Origin of the sequence: Streptomyces musisoli, assembly GCF_016741855.1 — a bacterium.
GTDB classification, from domain to species: Bacteria; Actinomycetota; Actinomycetes; order Streptomycetales; family Streptomycetaceae; genus Streptomyces; species Streptomyces musisoli.
In genome coordinates, this window is the sequence record NZ_JAERRH010000001.1 from 378,863 (window position 1) to 392,236 (window position 13,374).

Annotated in this window: 11 protein-coding genes and 2 pseudogenes; 3 read left to right on the forward strand and 10 right to left on the reverse strand. The window is 73.4% G+C overall.

Going from position 1 to position 13,374, the window contains the following annotated elements:
• Window positions 1-7: 7 nt before the first annotated feature.
• From JK361_RS01475 to ribA, 4 genes and pseudogenes are all read right to left on the reverse strand, one after another.
• A complete protein-coding gene (locus JK361_RS01475) occupies window positions 8-1,165 on the reverse strand; it encodes a saccharopine dehydrogenase family protein (RefSeq protein WP_201813752.1) in 1,158 nt (385 codons plus the stop codon).
• Window positions 1,158-2,216 carry a saccharopine dehydrogenase gene (locus tag JK361_RS01480; RefSeq protein WP_201813753.1) on the reverse strand — a complete coding sequence of 353 codons (1,059 nt, stop codon included), beginning with the start codon at window positions 2,214-2,216 and terminating at the stop codon, window positions 1,158-1,160. The genes JK361_RS01475 and JK361_RS01480 overlap by 8 nt, the downstream gene beginning before the upstream one ends.
• Window positions 2,213-2,779: pseudogene (locus tag JK361_RS40895) on the reverse strand (FAD-dependent oxidoreductase). Before JK361_RS40895 ends, JK361_RS01480 begins: the two are co-directional and overlap by 4 nt.
• Before the next feature lie 97 nt (window positions 2,780-2,876).
• Window positions 2,877-3,548 carry a GTP cyclohydrolase II gene (gene ribA / locus JK361_RS01485; RefSeq protein WP_201813754.1) on the reverse strand — a complete coding sequence of 224 codons (672 nt, stop codon included), beginning with the start codon at window positions 3,546-3,548 and terminating at the stop codon, window positions 2,877-2,879.
• A gap of 38 nt (window positions 3,549-3,586) precedes the next feature.
• Between ribA and JK361_RS01490 the strand changes: the two are divergent.
• Window positions 3,587-4,348: pseudogene (locus JK361_RS01490) on the forward strand (creatininase family protein); the annotation flags it as partial.
• Here JK361_RS01490 and JK361_RS01495 read toward each other — a convergent pair.
• The 5 genes from JK361_RS01495 to JK361_RS01515 form a co-directional block, all read right to left on the reverse strand.
• On the reverse strand, window positions 4,231-5,532 hold the full coding sequence (locus tag JK361_RS01495) for a lysylphosphatidylglycerol synthase transmembrane domain-containing protein (RefSeq protein ID WP_372448677.1): 1,302 nt from the start codon (window positions 5,530-5,532) through the stop codon (window positions 4,231-4,233). The pseudogene JK361_RS01490 and the gene JK361_RS01495 sit on opposite strands and share 118 nt — an antisense overlap.
• 50 nt (window positions 5,533-5,582) lie before the next feature.
• Window positions 5,583-6,491, reverse strand: a complete 909-nt coding sequence (locus JK361_RS42310; protein WP_201814225.1) for a class I SAM-dependent methyltransferase — start codon at window positions 6,489-6,491, stop codon at window positions 5,583-5,585.
• A gap of 500 nt (window positions 6,492-6,991) precedes the next feature.
• On the reverse strand, window positions 6,992-8,170 hold the full coding sequence (locus tag JK361_RS01505) for a glycosyltransferase family 4 protein (RefSeq protein ID WP_201813756.1): 1,179 nt from the start codon (window positions 8,168-8,170) through the stop codon (window positions 6,992-6,994).
• Window positions 8,167-8,565, reverse strand: coding sequence for a 6-pyruvoyl trahydropterin synthase family protein (locus tag JK361_RS01510; RefSeq protein WP_201813757.1), 399 nt, complete (start codon window positions 8,563-8,565; stop codon window positions 8,167-8,169). The genes JK361_RS01505 and JK361_RS01510 overlap by 4 nt, the downstream gene beginning before the upstream one ends.
• 110 nt (window positions 8,566-8,675) lie before the next feature.
• Window positions 8,676-9,665 carry a zinc-dependent alcohol dehydrogenase gene (locus JK361_RS01515; protein ID WP_201813758.1) on the reverse strand — a complete coding sequence of 330 codons (990 nt, stop codon included), beginning with the start codon at window positions 9,663-9,665 and terminating at the stop codon, window positions 8,676-8,678.
• A 107-nt stretch (window positions 9,666-9,772) separates the two neighbouring features.
• Here JK361_RS01515 and JK361_RS01520 point away from each other — a divergent pair, with 107 nt between their 5' ends.
• Complete coding sequence (locus tag JK361_RS01520) at window positions 9,773-10,537, forward strand: CDP-alcohol phosphatidyltransferase family protein (protein ID WP_201813759.1); 765 nt, start codon at window positions 9,773-9,775, stop codon at window positions 10,535-10,537.
• A 357-nt stretch (window positions 10,538-10,894) separates the two neighbouring features.
• Window positions 10,895-11,023, forward strand: a complete 129-nt coding sequence (locus tag JK361_RS40905) for a DUF6408 family protein (protein ID WP_307787109.1) — start codon at window positions 10,895-10,897, stop codon at window positions 11,021-11,023.
• A gap of 54 nt (window positions 11,024-11,077) precedes the next feature.
• On the opposite strand, the gene JK361_RS01525 is transcribed toward JK361_RS40905, so the two are convergent.
• On the reverse strand, window positions 11,078-13,192 hold the full coding sequence (locus JK361_RS01525; RefSeq protein ID WP_236052398.1) for a DUF2075 domain-containing protein: 2,115 nt from the start codon (window positions 13,190-13,192) through the stop codon (window positions 11,078-11,080).
• Window positions 13,193-13,374: the final 182 nt, after the last annotated feature.

Here is a 13,374-nt window from a genome sequence, read left to right on the forward strand (position 1 = left end):
CGGGTCGCTACTGGCCGAGGGTGAGCGTGAACTCCAGCCCCGTGTCGGCCAGTTCCGCCAGCCACCGGTCCGACCGCTGGGCGGTCCGCGCCGCCCGGTGCAGACCCGCGGGCAGGCTGCCGTCCAGGATGTGGCGGACGCCGAGGGCGAGCGGACGGGAGACACAGCGGGCCATCGCGGACTCCCCGGCGTCACCGGTCAGGTCCAGCAGGTACGCGCCGGTCCAGGGGCGGCCCTCGCCGGTGTCGACCTCCAGCGAGACGGAGAGCACCACCCGGTCGCGGTCGGTGTCCGTGGTCGGGTGGGCCGCCGCCAGCTCCTGGGCCAGCGCGGCGATCCGCTCGTCGTCGCCCGCCGTCAGCTCCTCGAACACCGGCTGCCAGGCCTTCAGCCAGCCGTCCAGCCGTAGGGTGCCCCGGACGAAGGTGCGCGGGGTCCAGGCGGCGGGCAGGTCGTACTGCTCGATGAAGGGCAGGCTGTCGCGGTTGGGGTAGGCCTCGAAGGTCTCGCCGTCGAGCACGAGCGGCCGGGTCGCCTCCCAGGGGCGGTCGGCGACGGTGCCGGCCCCGTCCAGGAGGTAACGCGCGGGCGAGCGCAGCGCGTTCAGGACACCCAGCGGGGCCCAGCTGAAGCGGTACCGGAAGTCGTTCGGCACGGCCGGGACGCCACCGCAGTACGAGGTGAGCCGGTAGGAGGCCGGTGTGTGCTCGCCGATCCGCGCCCGGGCCCGGCCGATCAGGCTGTGCGCGAAGAGGTGGTCGATGCCCGGGTCCAGGCCCGCCTCGGTGAGCACCACGAGACCGGCCGCCCGCGCCGCCTCGGCCTGCTCCGACAGCTCCGGCGACACATAGCTGGAGCAGGCGAAGTGCGCCCCGGCCCGCACGCAGGCGGCGAGCAGTGCGGCGTGCCGTGGCGCCGGCAGCATCGACACCACGACGTCCCCGGGTGCCGGCGCGCCGGCGAGGGCGCCCGCGTCGGTGAGGGCGCGGGGCTCGGCGCGGCCGGTCAGCCCCAGGCCGGCCAGCGCCTCGGCCGCGCGGGCCTCGGTGCGGTGCCACAGCAGGACCCGGTCGGCCGTGGCGCACAGGGCGGCCAGGCCGCTGCCGGTGGACAGTCCGGCGCCCACCCAGTGCACGGTGCCGCTCGCCGGGACACGGTCAGTCATGACGGAACTCCCCTTCCGCGATGCCGAGTTCACGGCAGGCCTGGTGGAACCGGTCGAGACAGCGGGCCCAGGCGCCGGTGCCGAAGGCGAGCAGCTGCGGCAGCAGGGCCGCCGAGAAGTCGGCACTGGACTCCCGGGGCAGCAGGGACGGCAGGTTGTCGATGGCGATGAGGTCCAGCGGGGGCTCCTCGCGCAGCCGGCGCACGGGCTCCGTCCAGTCGGTGGTGCGGTCGTAGACGGGCAGCACGTTGAACGGGGAGCCGACGTCGCAGGTGACGTCGCACAGGGTGCGCAGCCGGCGGGCCGGGGAGTCCAGGTCCTCCTCCCGCAGGAAGGGCGGGACCAGGGTGGTCGCGAGGACCGCGTTCACCAGCACGTCGTGCCCGAGCAGGGCCCGCCGGTCCAGGTCGCGGGTCTCGGCCAGGTCCCAGCGGGTCGCGGCGACGCCCGCCGTGCGGAAGGCGGTCCAGGCACCCCGTCCGCTGCGGCCCAGGGCTCCGATCACCAGCGCCGTGAACTCCTCGTCCCCGGCGTCCGGCCGCAGTACGGCGTCCAGCTCGTCCTTCGTCGTGGGCGTCAGCGGTGCCGTGAGCCGGTTCCGGTGCCGGAGCACGGCGAGGGCGGCGCCGAGATAGCCCGCCCAGTGACCGAAGGCGGCGAGCCGGCGGCCCTCGTCGTCCACCAGGTACTCCAGGTCCAGCAGCGCTCCGCCGCCGGCCGCGAACCGGCCGAGCAGCTCGGCGGCGCCCGGCTGCTGCTTGTAGGCGTGCCCGAAGAAGACGTGCCGGTGGGGCAACGCGGCCGGTTCGTCCGGGAGTTCCTTCAGACCGAGGATCACGGCGTCCCGGGGCGCCGACGCCCAGGAGCCGGCCGGGGCGCGGCGGCAGCCGGCCGCCTCGTACTCCTCCAGCGGGAAGATCCGCTGCGGGGACTCCTCGACGGTCAGGACCAGCCCGCTGCCGACGAGGCGGCGGGCGTCGGAGGGGACCACCGGCGTGCGCCGTTCGGTCGTACGGGGCTCGTGGCGCAGCCACAGGTGGAGCTCGCTCATACCAGGTCGGCCTCCGGGCGCGGGGCGTCGGCCGTGAACCGGCCGGCGCTCAGCGGGCTGATGTCCAGGAAGGGTACGCGGCCGGGGTACAGGTCCCGGACGATCTCGCCCTGGGTTCCCCCCGTGCGGGTGAAGCGAGCGTGGGGGAGGGTCCCTGGAGGAATCCGTGCCCGGAGAAGCCGGTCGCGTACAGGGACCCGGACACCCCCGGGGCCTCGCCGATCGGCGCGTTGTGGTCCGGGGTGTTCCGCCGGCGCAGCGGCCGTACCGGCAGCTTTGCGCCCACCATGGCGCCGACCGCCCGGGACCAGGCGCCGGCGGCGCGGATCACCGTGTCCCGGAATCGGCCGAACGCCTCCAGGCCGCGTGCGCCGAGCCGGATGTTCGGCTCGTCCGAGGACTGTGCGCGCACTCCGCCGGCGGCCCGGGAGGTGGAGCCGGCGGCGAGTTCGTCCCGTTCGGCCGAGGACGACGTCCCGCACTCCGGCGCGCGCCAGGTGCCAGGCGATGCTCGTGCCCGTCACCCCGCCGCCGACGATGACCACCCGGGCTCCGAGGTTCACGCCGCCGCCTCCTTCACCGCTCCACCGTCCCCCCGCGCGGACCGGATCGTCCTCTGATCCTGTCCACCCGGCCGCCCGCCGAACCGGGGATCCGGTGTCAGGAGCCGTGGGCGACGGCGTCCAGATGCGGCAGGTGGTGGTCCATCCGCTCCCGCTTGGTCCGCAGGTACGTGATGTTGCTCTCGCAGGGCTCGATCAGCAGCGGCACCTGTTCGGCGACCTGGACGCCGTGCCGGACCAGCGCTTCCCGCTTGCGCGGGTTGTTGGACATCAGCCGGACCGAGCGCACCCCGAGGTCGCGCAGGATCTCGGCGGCGACGCCGTAGTCGCGGGCGTCGACCGGCAGGCCCAGCGCGAGGTTCGCCTCCACCGTGTCCAGGCCCTCCGCCTGGAGGGCCATCGCGCGCAGCTTGGCGAGGAGTCCGATGCCGCGGCCCTCGTGTCCCCTCAAGTAGACGACGATGCCGCTGCCTTCGGTGACCACCGCCCGCATGGCGGCCTCCAGCTGGTCGCCGCACTCGCAGTGCCGGGAGCCGAACGCGTCCCCGGTCAGGCACTCCGAGTGCAGCCGGACGAGCACGTTCTCGGTGGCGATCTCGCCGTACACCAGGGCCACTTGCTCGTCACCGCGGTCGTGGTCCAGGTAGCCGATCGCCTGGAATTTCCCGTACACGGTGGGCAGCGGTGCATTCACGACGCGTTCCGCGCCCGAGCGCCGCGGGGACTTCTTGCCGAGTACGCCGATGTTGACGCCGGTGTTTTCTGTCATGATCTGATTCCTAAACAGAGACGAAAGGCCGTGAAGAGATGAGTGGTTCGGGCGCGCGGGTGGCGGCATACGGAGTGGCGAACGGCGTGATGCCGACGGACACCACGGAAGACGTACGGATGCGGGGGGCGGGCGTTTCAGCACAGGTTGCCGTCCTTCCCGTCGGGAGCTTCGAACAGCACGGTGCGTATCTTCCGCTGGCCACCGACACGCTGGTCGCCTGCGCCGTGGCGCGGGAGATCGCCGCCGCGTACCCGGTGCACCTCCTTCCTCCGCTGACGGTCTCCTGCTCGCACGAGCACGCGGCCTGGCCGGGGACCGTGAGCATCTCCGCCGTGACCCTCCACGCGGTGGTCTCGGACATCGCGGCGTCGCTGCGCCGCTCGGGCGTCGACGCGCTGGTCGTGGTCAACGGGCACGGCGGCAACTACGTGCTGGGCAACGTCGTCCAAGAGGCGTCCGCGCGCGGCGAGCGGATGGCGCTGTTCCCGGCGGCGGAGGACTGGGAGGCCGCGCGGGTACGGGCCGGGGTGGTCACCTCGCTGCTCACCGACATGCACGCGGGAGAAATCGAGACCTCGATTCTGCTGCACGCTCACCCCGAATTCGTCCGCCCTGGTAACGAGTCCGCTGATTTCGTCGCCGACGATCGCCGGCATCTGCTCACCGTGGGAATGTCCGCCTATACCGAATCGGGCGTCATCGGCCGTCCTTCCCTGGGTTCGGCGGAAAAGGGGAAGGGACTGCTGGCGAGCCTGGCGGAATCCTTCGAGCCGTATTTCGCGCTGCTCACCTCGGCGGCGGAAGCGAAATAGCCCGGACCACCCGCACGGCCGGGGCCCGTGGGGGCGGCCCCGGCCGGCAGGCGGTCGCCGGCCGACGGGTGGGGGGTGGGCGGCAGTTGGTCGCCGGCCGGCCGGTGGGGGGCGGGTGCGGCCGGCAGGGTGACGCCGTCGCCGGGTGCCGGGTGGGGGACGGGTGCGGGGGGCGGTGTGGGGGATGCGCTGCGCAGGGTCCCGTACCAGCGCCCGATGAGGACCGCGGCGCCGGGCAGGCTCGCCACGAGGCTCAGGACGCCGTAGACGACGGCGACCGCGACCCCGGTGTCCGCGCCGAGCCCGGCCGCGCCGAACGCCCAGGCGGTGACGCCCTCACGGGGGCCGAAGCCGCCGACGTTCAGCGGCAGGCCCATGGCCACCAGGGCGAGCACGGCGAGCGGCAGCAGCACCGCCACCGGGGCGGCCGAGCCGGCGACCCGGGCCGCCACGACGAACGTGGCCAGGTGCCCGGCCAGGACGACCACGGAGGACAGCGCGACTCCGGGTCCGCTCTGCCGGGACGCCAGACCCCGGCGGGCCTCGCCGAGCGCCTGGCGCAGTGCGCCGTCCCGGCGGGCCGGCGGGCGGTTCATCCGCACGGCGAGTACGACGGCGAGCGCCCCCGCCGCGGCCAGCGCCACCAGCGGCGCGAAGCCGCGGGCCTGGGCGCGCACCGGGGACGGCAGCGTCAGCAGCAGGACCGCCCCGGCCACGGTCAGCGCGATCTGCCCCGCGACCCGCTCCAGGACGACCGCCTTCACCCCGCGCCGGACGTCACCGGCGCTCTGCCCGTGCCGGACCGCGCGGTGCACATCGCCGAGGATCCCGCCGGGCAGGGCCGCGTTCAGGAAGAGCGCGCGGTAGTAGTCGGCGACGGCCGGGCCCAGGGGCAGCCGCAGTCTGAGTCCGCGGGCCACCAGCTGCCAGCGCCACGCGCTGAACACCGTGGTGACCGCGCCGATTCCCAGCGCGGCCAGCACCGTCACGGTGTCGATCCGCCGCAGCCCGTCGAGCAGCACCCCGGTACCGAGCCGCCACAGCAGGGCGGCGAGGATGACGACACCGGCGATCGTGCCGAGGTGGGTGCGCAGGGCACGGGAGTTCGGGCGCCGGGTGGTGGAGGGCTGCGCGGCACCGGCGGCGGGGGGCGCACCGACGCCCGGCACGGGCGCGGGGCCCGGCTCCGCTCTCGTCGCGGCTGTCGCCGCCCTCGTGGTCACGCCGCTCCGCCCCTCGGTCCGGGCAGGGCCAGCAGGTCGGTGTGGTGGACGGTGACCCGTAGCGTGCCGGCCGCGCAGGCGGCGAGCCGTGCGCTCAGGTACCGCTCGGCGGGGCCGCTCAGCTCCGGTCGCTGCTCGACGGCCGCACCCACCCAGCCGCGCAGCCACTGCTCGGTCAGCGCGGCCTGCTCGGGGCCGAGCCGCCACGGGCTCGGGTGCAGGCGGACCGTCGCCCCGCGCTCGGAGAACGCCTCGCAGGCCACGGTGGCCGCGTCCGGGCCGAGCAGCCCGGTGCGCCGCTGGTGGGCGTTGAACGCCTCGGTGATCTCGGCGTCCAGCGGGTCTTCCGGGGTGAGTTCGACGCGCCCCGCGACGGACAGGGTGAGCAGGGCCGGGCAGCCGGCTCCCGCACAGGCGTCCGCCAGGGTCTCGACCTCCTCGCGGGTGAGCACGTCGAGCAGTGCGGACGCGGTGACCAGGGACGCCCCGGCCAGTGCGTCCGGGGTGAGCCGGGAGACGTCACCGCGCCGCGCCTCCACCGTCACGCGGCTGCCGTCGGCGGCGGAGCGCGGGGAGGCCACGGCGGCGAAGTGCAGCAGGTAGGGGTCGCGGTCGTGCAGGACCCAGTGCTGGGCGCCGTCGAGACGGGGTGCGAGCCAGCGGCCCATCGAGCCGGTGCCGCAGCCCAGGTCGTGCACGACCAGCCCGCCCGGCCGGCCGGGGAGGTTGGCCAGCCGGATCCGCAGCGGGTCGAGCAGATCCTGCGCGCGGGCCGTAGCGTCGGCGCCCTCCCGCAGTTGCAGCCACTCGGGCGCGTACCGCGGTGACTCCTCGGGGCCGCCGTCCCGCAGCCGCACGGTGGCCCGTTCACCGGGTCGGGTCACGGGTCCGGCACCGGCGATCACCGGTACGGCGGAACCGGCCGCGGCGGAATCCGCACCGGCGCCGAGCGGAGCGAGCGCGGCCGGCGCGTCGGGGTCGGCGTCGGCGTCGGCGTCGGCGTCGGCGTCGGCGTCGGCGTCGGCGTCGGCGTTAGCGTCGGCGTTAGAGCCAGCGCCGGCCACCGCAGCAGCGACAGCACCGGTACCGGCCGCGGAGGCACCCCCCTCGGCCGCGGCGCCGGCGGCGGCCCCGTCGGTGACGGCACCGGCGGCCCCGTCGGCGGTGGTGTCGGCGCCGGCCGTGGTCTTCGGGCCACCGCTCCGCTCCCCCGCCCCGGCGGAGCCGGCCGCACCGGACCGTGCGTCCGAGTCCCCCGTATCCACGCTCATGTCCACGACGTCCACGGCCGGCACCTCCTCGCTTACCGCGCTCACGGTGTTCCGCACGGACTCCCCCTCACTCGGGCCGGGCTGGGCCGGGACCAGCCCGCCCGACCGGAGCGCGGCCTCCAGACTCGTCTCGTTCATGCCGCCCTCCGGGGTTCCGGCAGCCGCTGGAGTACCGTCGCCAGGCTGCGCGCCGTGGTCGCCCAGCCGTCCAGCGCGGCGCGGCGGCTCCGGGCCGCGGCCTTGAGGCGGCGGCGTACGTCGGGTTCGTTGAACCAGCCGCGCAGTTCGGCGGCGAGCGCGGCGGGGTCCTCCGGTGGGACGAGGATGCCGGGCACCCCGCCGTCCGGCGCGCGGCCGACCGCCTCGGGCAGGCCGCCGACGTCGGTGGCGAGAACCGGGATGCCGCGGGCGAGTGCCTCGGTGACCGCCATGCCGTAGGTCTCGGCGTACGAGGTGAGCACCATCAGGTCGGCCGCCGCGTAGGCGGCGTCGAGCGCGGCGCCGGAGCGCGGGCCGGTCAGGTGCAGCCGGTCGGCGAGGCCGTACCGGGCGATCAGCTCCCTCAGATGGGCCACGTACCCGGGGTCGTGGCCGAGGCCGCCGACGCACTCGCAGACCCAGGGCAGGTCCCGGACCGCCGCGAGCGCCTCCACCAGCCGGTGCTGCCCCTTGCGCGGGGTCACGGCGGCCACGCACAGCAGCCGGGAGACCCCGTCGGTGCCGGGCGCGAGGGGCGCGATGTCGGCCCCGGGGGCGGCCACGTGCACCCGGTCGGGGGCGAGCCCGTGGTGCGAGACGAGCCGGCGCACCGCCCAGTCGCTGGTGGCGATCACCGCGGGGACCGCGCGCAGCACCGTCCGCTCGCGGGTGTCCAGGTCGGCGGCGACGGCCGGGTCCAGGCCCCTCTCGTCGCCGAGCGGCAGGTGGACGAGGACCGCGAGGCGCAGCCGTCCGGCCTCGGGGACGACGATCTCCGGGACGCCGCAGGCGACGATGCCGTCGAGGAGGACGACCGCGTCGTCCGGCAGGTCCCTGAGCGTGCGGGCGAGCCCTTCGCGGGCGGCGCCGTCCGGGCGCGGCCAGCCGCCGGGTACGGCGTGCCGGGTGACCTGCCAGCCGAAGCCGGGCAGGTCGAGGCAGATCCGGCGGTCGTAGGCGTTGCCGCCGCTGGGCGCGGCCGGGTCGTCGACACCGCCCGGCATCACGAAGTGCACGGTGCGCAGGGACATGGGGGTGATTCCGGCGGTCTCGGCGGCGATGGGCTGCACGGGCACGTACGCGAGGCGGGCCCGCTCCACGGTCAGGTCGGTCACAGGTCACGCTCGTAACTCGCCCAGGCGATGTGCGACTCGTGCAGGGTGACCGTCATGCCCGCCAGGCCCTTGGCGCCCTCCCCGAGGGCGCCCTTGTGGACGCGTTCCGCGAGCCGGTCGGCGATCACCTTCGCCAGGAACTCGGTGGAGGTGTTGATGCCGGCGAACTCGGGTTCGTCGTCGAGGTTGCGGTAGTTCAGCTCGGCGGTGATGGCGCCCAGCTCCTGCGTGGCCAGACCGATGTCGACCACGATGTTGTCCTCGTCCAGCTGTTCGCGGCGGAACGTCGCGTCCACGAGGAACGTGGCGCCGTGCAGTCGCTGCGCGGGCCCGAACACCTCGCCGCGGAAGCTGTGAGCGATCATGATGTGATCGCGGACGGTGATGCTGAACAACGGACGACCCTCCAGGTGCGGCGCGTCTGGTCCCCCGCCCTTGCCCGCCGGGGGATGCCGTGTAGTACGGCTCTTCGCTTCCCCTTGTTCAGTCCTCTCTCACTCTTTTCTCAGGTCAGGCCGGTCGCCGGGTACCGGACCCGGTGGCACAGGGCGGGAATCTCGCCGGACGCCAGCCTGGGCAGGACGGAGGGGAGTTCCTCGAAGGCGCTCTCCCCGGTGATGAGCGCGTCCAGGGCGGGGTCGGCGAGCAGGTCCAGGGCGAGCGCCATCCGGTCGGCGTAGCCGCGGCCGGCGCGGGCGGCCGGGGAGACGGTGCCGACCTGGCTGCTGCGCACGGTGAGCCGGCGGGAGTGGAACGCCTCGCCGAGCGGCAGGGCCACGCTCCGGTCGCCGTACCAGCTCATCTCCACGACCGTGCCCTCCGGGGCGAGCAGCTCCAGGGCCCGGGCGAGGCCCGCCTCGCTGGCGCTGGCGTGCACGACGAGGTCGCACTCGCCGAGGGCGTCGGCGGGGGCGGCGAAGTCGACGCCGAGCGCCTCGGCGGTCTTCGCCCGGGCGGGGTCGGCGTCGACCAACTGGAGCCGGACGCCCGGGAAGCGGGCGAGCAGCGCGGCGACCGCGCAGCCGACCATGCCGCCGCCGATCACCGCGATCCGGTCGCCGATCAGCGGCGACGCGTCCCACAGGGCGTTCACCGCGGTCTCGACGGTCCCGGCGAGCACGGCCCGCTCGGCGGGCACCCGCTCGGGCACCACGGTGACGGCGCTCACCGGAACGACGTAACGGCTCTGATGCGGATACAGGCAGAAGACCGTACGGCCGAGCAGGGCTGCCGGACCCTCCTCCACCACGCCGACGCTGAGGTACCCGTACTTGACCGGGCCCGGGAAGTCGCCTTCCTGGAACGGCGCCCGCATCACGGTGTGTTGGCTCTCGGGCACCGCGCCGCGGAAGACGAGCGTCTCCGTTCCCCGGCTGACCGCGGAGTACAGGGCGCGCACCAGGACCTCGTCCTCGGCGGGTGCCGCGAGGGTGACGTCGCGCAGCTCTCCGTGGCCGGGCGAGCGGAGCCAGAACGCGCGGGCCGACCGGTTCATCGGCATCCTCCTGAACGATCGGGAAGTTGTTCACGTACCGAGATGTGCACAGGCCGCGCACAGTACGCGGCGTTGATCGACTCTGTCACTCGGCCGGAGGGTGTGCGGTGGCCCTGAACAACACGTACGAGGCGAGGCTCCAGCAGGAGACCGCTGTGGGAGCGGGTGTGCAGATCCTGCTGCTGGCCCTGCTCGGCTCGGTGATCGGCATGGGGCCGGTCGGCTGGCTGACGGGGCTCGCCTTCGCGTTCGCCACGTGGGCGGTCCTCTCCCGCGCCCTGCACCGCTCCCGGCTGCGCTCCTTCGGCCCCGCGAACCGGGTCACGCTCGGCCGGGCGACCCTCGTCGGCGGGGTGACCGCCCTGGTCGCCGACTCCTTCCGGAGCGCGCCGCCGGTGACGCTCCTGGTCGCCCTGACCGCGGTGGCCCTGCTGCTGGACGGGGTGGACGGCAAGGTCGCCCGCCGCACCGGAACCTCGTCGGCGCTCGGCGCCCGCTTCGACATGGAGGTCGACGCGTTCCTGATCCTGGTGCTCAGCGTGTACGTGTCCACGCAGCTCGGCCCGTGGGTCCTCCTCATCGGCGGCATGCGCTACGCGTTCGTCGCCGCGGCCCGGGTCGCGCCCTGGCTGACCGCTCCGCTGCCGCCGTCCTTCGCCCGCAAGACGGTCGCCGCGATCCAGGGCGTCTGCCTGCTCGTCGCGGGCGCGCAACTGCTGCCCACCCCGGCGAACCTGACGATCACACTCCTGGCCCTGGGCTCCCTGCTGTGGTCCTTCGGCCGCGATGTGCTGTGGCTGTGGCGGAACTCCCGGACGACCGTCGAAGAGCCGGCACCCGAGCTGCAGGTACTGGAGCTGGCCACACGCTGAAGGCGCCCGCGCCAGTGGAGGGTCTCCCGCGCAGGCTGTGGTACAGCCGACACCGCTCGGCTCAACCGGCGGCCGGGCCGTGCGACTGACGGGTGCCTGTCGCAGCCGACGAAGCGAAGCAGGTTCTCGCGCGACCGCACTCCGAGCGTGGCCGAAAATGAGGACCGTCGAATCGGTGGGTGCACTACCGTTGCCCCCGCTGCGCACCTTCCCGGAGGGTACGTCGACGGTGCTCGTGTGTCGGTCGGGGGTCGTGACTGACGAGTGGTTTCCACTGCGTGACGCACGCGGTGTGACTGCGGATGCCCGGTAGGGCGATCCCTGCCATTCCCAGCTCACGCCGAGGAGTGGACACCTGTGAACCCCGTTGAGTACAAGCCTGCACGTCGTACCCGGCTTCGCGAGATCCTGGTCGACGTCGCCGCGGGTGTCGCCACCCAGCTCGTGGTGGCGGCCCTGACTGCGGCAGCGCGCCTGGTCTTCTGATCCAGGCAGGTGGCGGGCCCGGAGAGCCCGCCACTCCCATGTAGGCCCCAGGCGTCAGAACAGGTGCAGTTCGGACGACTGCGGACCCGAGCCCTGGCGCCTCGTGCGGGACCGCCGCCCTCGGCGGGGCCGGGGCTGATGCGGTACGCGCGCTTCTTGCGGCAGGTTCTCCCAAGTGGGCCGCAGCCCGTGCACCTGAACCTCGCCGACCAGGTCCTCCAGATAGCTCCGGGTCTCCTCGTCGGTGGAGTAGAGCACCGTCGCACGGCTCGCCCGCGTCACCAGTACGTGGTAGGCGTGGCGGATCAGCCGGGCGAACTCCTGGTCGTCGACGCTGCCGGCCCGCACCTTGGGGTCGAACGAGCCCGGGACGGCGACGCGCTTGACGCCGGTCTCCGGGTCCTTCCGTTCCTTGCCCCGGCGGAACACCCAACGGCCGTCCCGGCGCACCATGTCATCCCCCATGATCACGCCGCACCAGTCCCACTCGAGGCCCTGGGCCGTGTACACGCAGCCGATCTGATCGAGGCCCTTCTCGTGTACGGACCAGATCTTGCACGGTGGCGCCCCGTTCTCACAGAACGCGTCGCTGTCGGCGTTCCACGGTCTGTGCCAGTCACCGATCCGTACGTCGTTCTCCAGCCGTCTCTCCTTTCCGAGCGGCTTCGTCCACGGCCAGCAGTAGCCCGCGACGAGCCGGGCGGACGCTCCGGCGAGCGCTTCGGTGCGGATGATCCGTTCGAGTTCCTCAGGACTGTCCGCCACCTCGACATGCATCAGTCCGTCCGGCGTCCACTGCTCCGGCTCCTCGTCCGTCACTCCGAGCACGGCGCGCGCCCAACGGATGTAGGCGTCGCTGCCGCCGCAACGGAACTGTTCCCGGAGTCCGTACCGGACGAGCGTTGCACCGTACCGCTGCGCCGCATCCTTGATCAGATCAGTCGTGCCGACCTCGTTCGGTCGCACGGTCTGGCACTCGTCGAGGAAGAACACGGTGAGGCGGGACGCGTCGAGGAGCTCGTCGACCTGGGGCTTGGTGCCCTGCTGCTCGGGCTTCCAGAACCGGTTGGTCGTCCGTTCCCGCAGGCGGTGCGCCTCGTCGCAGATCAGCACGTCCAGCGGTGGATCCGGTGGGGTGACGAAGTTGCTGAAGTAGGTGAAGCTCTCTTTGAACTCCCGGTCCCCGTAGCCGACGTGCTCCTGGATCGCGCCGTTGAACGCCCTGCTGCCGCTGGCGTACTTGACCGTGTGACCGCCGACCTCGAGTTCCGCCTTGATCTGGAGGCCGATGGCGCTCTTGCCCGTACCGGCGCCCCCGGTGACCAGGAAGACCACGCGTCGCTCGTCCGGCACGAGGGCAGGACGCCGGGGATCCGGGAGGACCTTCGAGGCCGTGTCCAGGATCTGCTCGGCAACCCTCTTCTGCCGGCCGCGCAGGATGAAGACCGTGTCCTCTCCGCGGGAGCGGATCATGGCGTCGAGCAACGGAGTGTTGCGCAGACCCATGTTCTGCAGCAGTAACTCAGCGGCGGAGGCACCTCCTTCGCCGGCGAAGTGCTTGCGAAGGTCGGAGCTCAGCTGCTCACGCCGGTCGTTCGTGTAGACACCCGCGTAGGCGCCGGTCGGAGCGTCCACGTCGATCAGAGGCCGGACGGCGGCATCGGAGGCGTTGTGCAGGTAGGCGAAGCCACCGCACTCGAAGTCCAGACCGTTCAGAGGTCCCCGGGCGCCGGTGAACGCCTCGTAGTACTCGCGCAGTTGCAGGGCGGGGTGCTTCTTCCTGCCCATGCCCGGTACGTGCACCAGGTCCGCGGTGGCCCGTTCCACCCTGGTCACCATCGACCAGCGCTTCAGCTCGACCAGCTGAACGGACAGCCCCTTGTCTTCCGGGTGATGGCCCACGAGGACGACATCGATGAGCCTGGGGGCACCGGGGCGGTCGGCCTCGTCGAGGGTGGCGGCGCACTCGACGATCATCTCCACGTTTCCACGACCGGCCGCGACCAGGTCCCCTGCGAGGTGCACGAGACTCTCGGCCCACGCGGACCGTTCCGACAACGAGGCGTCGGCGCCTCGGAAGTGCCGCCATCTTGCGGCCAGGTGGGGCACCATACGGCGCCTGGAGTTCAGGGTCAGCAGATCCCGCGCTGCCAGCCGCAGCAGGAGCATGGACACGAGGTGGGTCCCCCAAGGCACGAGTGACTCGTGCGGGTGGGGGCGTGTCCTCGTGGGGAAGCCCGTCGGGCCGCTATCAGTACTCGGGATCCTAGGGTGGGTGCTGTCCAACCGACGGCGGTGACACCGTGATCGACTCGAAGCGCGGCCATCATGGCCGGATCGTGCGCGTGACG

Coding starts and splice junctions, on each gene's coding strand:
- JK361_RS01525 (WP_236052398.1), bottom strand. CDS start 13,192: ATGCTCCTGCTGCGGCTGGCAGCGCGGGATCTGCTGACCCTGAACTCC.
- JK361_RS01475 (WP_201813752.1), bottom strand. CDS start 1,165: ATGACTGACCGTGTCCCGGCGAGCGGCACCGTGCACTGGGTGGGCGCC.
- JK361_RS01515 (WP_201813758.1), bottom strand. CDS start 9,665: ATGAACCGGTCGGCCCGCGCGTTCTGGCTCCGCTCGCCCGGCCACGGA.
- ribA (WP_201813754.1), bottom strand. CDS start 3,548: ATGACAGAAAACACCGGCGTCAACATCGGCGTACTCGGCAAGAAGTCC.
- JK361_RS01480 (WP_201813753.1), bottom strand. CDS start 2,216: ATGAGCGAGCTCCACCTGTGGCTGCGCCACGAGCCCCGTACGACCGAA.